The sequence below is a fragment of the Bacillus sp. IT-79MI2 genome (assembly GCF_949768135.1).
In the GTDB taxonomy this organism is placed as follows: Bacteria; Bacillota; Bacilli; order Bacillales; family Bacillaceae_G; genus Bacillus_A; species Bacillus_A pseudomycoides.
The window spans coordinates 1-1,567 of the sequence record NZ_CATKPV010000115.1; the positions used below are offsets into that span (position 1 = coordinate 1).

Consider the following 1,567-nt stretch of genomic DNA (forward strand, 5'->3'; position numbering starts at 1 on the left):
TAATTAGTAAACTTTTTATTTTCTTTTTCACGCAATTGCTTATTTTCTTCTTCAAGCTCTTTATTCTTTTTCTCTAACTTTTCAATTCTTCTTTTAAGAGAAACGATGACGGCATTTTGATTGTTCTCGTCCTGTTTAATCCTAGAGTCCACAAATGCTTTTTCTTGTTGATTTCGCAAGAAATTGAGGCGTTCTTTGAGCTCTGTATGGTTATACAGTGTGGCTTTACTCACTCCGGCTTCTTCTGCCACACTATTGAAGTTAATTGCTTTAGAGCTCTTGGTTAGACGTTTTATAGCTTCCTCAACCTTAGCTATAGTTGTCTGTTTCCTTTTTTCGTGTAGCTTCCTCAGCTGCTCTTCACAGTCGAAATTTGCTTAGCGTATGTTTTCGTTAAAATGTGGGTGGGACCCCATACCCATCAAGCTAAGACTAAGTGAAACTCCGTTCAACTAGATTTTTTCTTTTTTCTAAAGAATTTATATCAGCTGTCTCAAAATCTGCATACGAAATAAACCCTAACGGGTTTCACTTTTTTGAATTAAGCGGCTTGATTTTCAGACATGGTACAATTGTAAACGACACCTAATATATCAAAGACCGTTTTTTTCTCATATCGATGAGATTTCCGCCCGTTTTGCTGCAGGAGATTGAACAGGCGAAGTAACACCTTTGATAGCTCTTGGGTGTTTTTTTGTATAGTTTGGAATAGAAGAAGAAAATAGTCTTTAATCATATATATGGCTCTATACTCACTAAGCTCTCGTTTTTTCTTCATGAGGAGCAATTGGCGCATTTGAAACATGATAGAAGAACAGAGTAGAATGGCAATCAATTGACCATATAAATGGCACTCCAATCGTTCTGGTTTTATCTTTTTACAATGATGAATTTGAAAGAATGACTTCCACGTTTTAAATAAAATTTCGATTTGCCAACGCAATGAATACCAGTCATGTACCTGTCCCATCGGGACAATATCTGTAGGGGTGTTTGTCATATATACATTGATACCACTAAGTCGTTTACTACGAGGAGAATACTTCATTCCTTTCTTTTTCTCTCGAACAGCTTGATCTTGTAGACGTTTTTTTTGCTGTTCTTCTGTAAGTCGATGAACAATCACACGAGTTGGTACTTTATCAATCATACCCACATAAGCATCAGCTATTTCACATGTTTGTCCTGGTTGAAGAGAGTTCATTAACGTCTCCATATCTATCTGTATATACTCTGTTCCTTTCTTAATTTTTCCATCTTGAAAATAATCAGGGTTAGGATTCTTTTGATACATACGTGTATTCGACTTGATACGAGAGATATAGTAGGCCTCTTTATCTTGTATATATTGAAGGTCTTTTAAATGAAAATAACCTAAATCTCGGATACATAAATCATTTGCTGTCACAGTTGGGGCACACAGAGAGCCGTAAGTGCGATCGTGTTGTTTACCTGGACCTGTATGAATATGTAGGAACTGTCCACTTAACAAATCATACTCAAGTTGAATTTTTATCCCAGCTGTATGGCTGCATCCTCCTGCACCTGGATAAAACGATGAAAATAT

The 1,567-nt window shown here is 36.4% G+C and carries 2 protein-coding genes; both read right to left on the reverse strand.

Annotated elements, in window-relative coordinates; all coding sequences use genetic code 11:
- The coding region (locus ACM6HU_RS25455; protein WP_414848510.1) for a DUF6262 family protein at positions 1–353 on the reverse strand (353 nt) is incomplete at its 3' end.
- A 188-nt stretch (positions 354–541) separates the two neighbouring features.
- A partial coding sequence (locus ACM6HU_RS25460) for an IS4 family transposase (RefSeq protein ID WP_414848509.1) occupies positions 542–1,567 on the reverse strand: 1,026 nt, incomplete at its 5' end.